The organism is uncultured Amnibacterium sp. (genome assembly GCF_964244015.1).
Lineage (GTDB): Bacteria > Actinomycetota > Actinomycetes > Actinomycetales > Microbacteriaceae > Amnibacterium.
The window spans coordinates 1-4,223 of sequence record NZ_CAXTHO010000036.1 but is presented as its reverse complement, the minus strand read 5'-3'; the positions used below and the strand labels follow the sequence as shown (position 1 = coordinate 4,223).

At 71.1% G+C, this 4,223-nt stretch carries 5 protein-coding genes; 3 read left to right on the top strand and 2 right to left on the bottom strand.

Annotation, left to right across the window (positions count from 1 at the left end; translation table 11 throughout):
• Both ACFE67_RS06110 and ACFE67_RS06105 read right to left on the bottom strand, forming a co-directional pair.
• A partial coding sequence (locus ACFE67_RS06110; RefSeq protein ID WP_375405983.1) for a DEAD/DEAH box helicase occupies nucleotides 1-566 on the bottom strand: 566 nt, incomplete at its 3' end.
• A gap of 96 nt (nucleotides 567-662) precedes the next feature.
• On the bottom strand, nucleotides 663-1,142 hold the full coding sequence (locus ACFE67_RS06105) for an NUDIX domain-containing protein (RefSeq protein ID WP_375405982.1): 480 nt from the start codon (nucleotides 1,140-1,142) through the stop codon (nucleotides 663-665).
• 45 nt (nucleotides 1,143-1,187) lie between these two features.
• Here ACFE67_RS06105 and lepA point away from each other — a divergent pair, with 45 nt between their 5' ends.
• Genes lepA through ACFE67_RS06090 form a run of 3 tightly spaced genes read left to right on the top strand, consistent with a single transcriptional unit; the run spans nucleotide 1,188 to nucleotide 4,165 of the window.
• Nucleotides 1,188-3,032: a translation elongation factor 4 gene (gene lepA, locus ACFE67_RS06100; RefSeq protein WP_375405981.1), complete on the top strand. Its 1,845-nt coding sequence runs from the start codon at nucleotides 1,188-1,190 to the stop codon at nucleotides 3,030-3,032.
• Nucleotides 3,029-3,667: a DUF1990 family protein gene (locus ACFE67_RS06095; RefSeq protein WP_375405980.1), complete on the top strand. Its 639-nt coding sequence runs from the start codon at nucleotides 3,029-3,031 to the stop codon at nucleotides 3,665-3,667. Before lepA ends, ACFE67_RS06095 begins: the two co-directional genes overlap by 4 nt.
• Nucleotides 3,668-4,165: a DUF1990 family protein gene (locus tag ACFE67_RS06090; RefSeq protein WP_375405979.1), complete on the top strand. Its 498-nt coding sequence runs from the start codon at nucleotides 3,668-3,670 to the stop codon at nucleotides 4,163-4,165.
• The last annotated feature ends 58 nt before the right edge of the window (nucleotides 4,166-4,223 follow it).

Here is a 4,223-nt window from a genome sequence, read left to right as displayed (position 1 = left end):
TTCGCGGTCGCGGTGGTCGCGAGCACCGGTGTGCGGCCCGCCGTCGCGACCAGCTCCCGCAGGCGCCGGTAGTCCGGCCGGAAGTCGTGCCCCCAGTCGGAGATGCAGTGCGCCTCGTCGATGACGATCAGCCCGGTCCGGGCGATGAGCGCCGGCAGCTGCGTGTCCCGGAAGTCCGGGTTGTTCAGGCGTTCCGGCGACACGAGCAGCACGTCGATCTCGTCCGCCTCCAGCCGCGAGCGCACGTCGTCCCACAGGTGCGGGTTCGCCGAGTCGATGGAGGCGGCGCGCACCCCCGCCCGAGCGGCCGCGGCAACCTGATCGCGCATGAGGGCGAGCAGGGGGGAGACGAGCAGGGTGGGTCCGGCGCCGCGGTCGCGCAGCAGCTTCGTGGCGACGAAGTACACGGCGGACTTGCCCCACCCGGTCCGCTGCACGACGAGCGCGCGGCGCGACTCGTCGACGATCGAGGAGATCGCCGCGAACTGGCCCTCGTGGAAGTCGGCGTCCTCCCGCCCGACGAGGGTGCGGAGCACGGCGAGCGCGGCGGTGCGGGTCTCGGTCACCCGCAGACGGTGCCACGTCCCGGTGACAGCCGGTCCCCGTGTTCCGTTTTGAAGGAGTTTGCGGGCCTTCGGCGCTGAGACTCCTTCAAAACGGAATCAGCCCTCGGCGTCGCGGATCAGGAGGGTCTCGGTGCCCGGAGCGAGCGCGCGGTGGATGCGGGCGAGGTAGCGCTCCGGGATCTCGGGCAGGGCGTCGAGGGGGAACCAGCCGGCGTCCGTCGACTCGTCGTCGCCCACCTCCGGCTCGCCCGAGACGTACCGGAGGCGGTAGGTGTGGTCGGTGAAGCGGGTCCGGTCGCCGTTCGGGTACTCGTACTCCTGCGTCACGCCCACGGCGGCGAGCCGCTCCACGACGGCGCGCACCCGTGCCTCCTCCCACACCTCGCGCTCGGCGGCGTCGGCCGAGTGCTCGCCGGGCTCGACGATCCCGGCCACCGGGGTCCACTCGCCCGTGTCCGCGCGCTTCACGAGCAGGAGGCGGTCTCGGTCGACGACGACGGCCGTGGTGCCCACGAGCCAGAGCGGGATGTGCCCGATCCGCTCGCGGAGGCGCAGGATGAAGTCGGGCGTCGGCACGGCTCGACGCTAGTAGAGCGCGCCGTAGGAGAGACTGTCGGCGCCATGCCCCGCGCCCTGACACCCCTCCAGCCCGCAGCCACGGACCCGGCGCGACTCCGCAACTTCTGCATCATCGCCCACATCGATCACGGGAAGTCGACGCTCGCCGACCGGATGCTCGGCATCACCGGGATCGTCTCCGACCGCGACGCCCGCGCGCAGTACCTCGACCGGATGGACATCGAGCGCGAGCGCGGCATCACGATCAAGAGCCAGGCCGTGCGCATGCCATGGCAGGTCGGTGACGACGTGTTCGCGCTGAACATGATCGACACCCCCGGCCACGTCGACTTCACCTACGAGGTCTCCCGCTCCCTCGCCGCCTGCGAGGGCGCGATCCTGCTGGTCGACGCGGCGCAGGGGATCGAGGCGCAGACGCTCGCGAACCTGTACCTGGCGCTCGACAACGACCTCGAGATCATCCCCGTCCTGAACAAGATCGACCTGCCCGCCGCCGATCCGGACAAGTACGCCAGGGAGCTCGCGAACCTGATCGGCGGCGACCCCGACGAGGTGCTGCGGGTCTCCGGCAAGACCGGCGTCGGCGTCACCGAGCTGCTCGACCGCGTCGTCCAGCGCATCCCGGCACCGACGGGGGATCCGGAGGCGCCCGCTCGCGCGGCGATCTTCGACTCCGTCTACGACGCCTACCGCGGCGTCATCACCTACGTCCGGATGGTCGACGGGAAGCTCTCCCCGCGCGAGCGCATCCAGATGATGTCGACGCGTGCCGCTCACGACATCCTCGAGATCGGCGTCTCCTCCCCGGAGCCGACGCCGACGCAGGGGCTGGGGGTCGGCGAGGTCGGCTACCTGATCACGGGCGTGAAGGACGTGCGCCAGTCGAAGGTCGGCGACACCGTCACGACGGCGACGAAGCCGGCGACGGAGGCGCTTCCCGGCTACACGGAGCCGAAGCCGATGGTGTTCTCGGGGCTCTACCCGATCGACGGGGCCGACTACCCGGACCTGCGGGAGGCGCTCGACAAGCTGAAGCTCTCCGATGCCGCGCTGGTCTACGAGCCCGAGACCTCCGTCGCGCTGGGCTTCGGCTTCCGCTGCGGGTTCCTCGGGCTGCTGCACCTCGAGATCGTCACCGAGCGGCTCGAGCGCGAGTTCGGGCTCGACCTGATCGCCACCGCGCCGTCCGTGATCTACGAGGTCTCGACGGACGACGGGCAGGAGGTGACCGTCACCAATCCGAGCGAGTTCCCGATCGGGAAGGTCTCCGCCGTCCGCGAGCCGATGGTGAAGGCCGCGGTGCTCGCGCCGAAGGACTACGTCGGCACCGTCATGGAGCTCTGCCAGTCCCGCCGCGGTGCGCTGATCGGCATGGAGTACCTGTCGGAGGAGCGCGTCGAGATCAGCTACACGATCCCGCTCGGCGAGATCGTGTTCGACTTCTTCGACCAGCTGAAGAGCCGCACCGCCGGGTACGCCTCCCTCGACTACGAGCCGGTCGGCGACCAGGAGGCGGACCTGGTCAAGGTCGACATCCTGCTGCAGGGCGAGCGCGTCGACGCGTTCAGCGCGATCGTCCACCGCGACAAGGCGTACGCCTACGGCGTGCTCATGACGGAGCGCCTGAAGAAGCTGATCCCGCGCCAGCAGTTCGAGGTCCCGATCCAGGCCGCGATCGGCGCTCGCATCATCGCCCGCGAGTCGATCAGGGCGATGCGCAAAGACGTGTTAGCCAAGTGCTACGGCGGTGACATCACCCGCAAGCGGAAGCTGCTGGAGAAGCAGAAGGAGGGCAAGAAGCGCATGAAGACCATCGGTCGCGTCGAGGTCCCCCAGGAGGCGTTCATCGCGGCGCTCTCCGGCGACACGGACGGTCCCAGGAAGTGAGCGCCGTCCGCACGGTCGGCGGTCCGCTGCGCCGAGGAGGCGCGGCAGCCGCACCCGACCACGGGCTCAACTACGCCGCCATCGGTGTCACGGCGCGACCCGACGTCATCTCGTTCCCGCCCAGCGGGTTCAAGTCGGCCGAGTACCGGCACCGCATCGGCAGCGGCGCCCGCCGCTTCGACCTCGCGGGCCGGTCGCTGATGACGTGGGGCGCGCTCCGCTCCGCCGGCTACCGGGTCGACGACGTGCGCGCCGAGGCCGCGACGCTCTCCCCGCGCGGCTCCGGCCCGCTGTTCCTGGAGGACGGCACGCCGTGGATCACCCCGGGCATGACGGCGATGGTCGCCGCCGTCGAGCCCGTCGTGACGACCGGCCGCGTGAAGGTCCTCAGCGTCATCGACGAGCCGGGCCGGATCGGCTTCGTCTACGGCTCCATGACGGGCCACTCGGAGGTCGCCGAGCGCTTCCTCGTCGTCGAGCACGACGGCGACGACGCCGTCTGGGTCACGCTGCGCTCGCTGTGGGCGGCACCCGTGTCCCGCCTCGGCCGCCTCGCACGGAACACCGCCGAGGCGCAGCAGCGCAAGGTCGACGAGCGCATCGTGCGAGCGCTCCACCCGAGCTACGCGGGCTGAGTGCGCCGGTTCACGTTCGACTTCCTGCCGGGCGCCGTGCTCGATGACGAGACGCCGCGCGGGTACCGGAGGCTGCTCCGGCGAACCGTGATCGGCACGGCCGCACGGTTCGAGGACGCCGCCGAGGAGGTCCTCGACTGGGCTGTCCAGCGTCGCAGCGGCATCGCGGTGCTGTCCGTCAGCGGCGACGACGCGCCCCGAGCCTCCGAGGGCCTCGAGGGCGCCGTGGTCGTCCCCGTGCTCGGTCGCCCGGTTCGGGCGCCGTTCCGGGTCACGCGCGTGCTGCAGAGCCCGGATCTGGTCGGGTTCGCCTACGGCACCCTGCCCGGCCATCCGGAGGTGGGGGAGGAGGCGTTCCTCGTCCGTCGCGTCGGACCCGAGACCGTCTTCGAGCTGCGCGCGCTCTCCCATCCGGCGTTCCCGTACTCGCTCGCGGCACCCGTCGGACTCCTGCTCCAGCAGCGCTTCACGGAGCGCTACCTCCGCGCACTGCTGTAAGGCGGTGTTCACGGATCAGGGGATTCGGCGGCGCGGAGCGCCTGCCGAATCCCCTGAT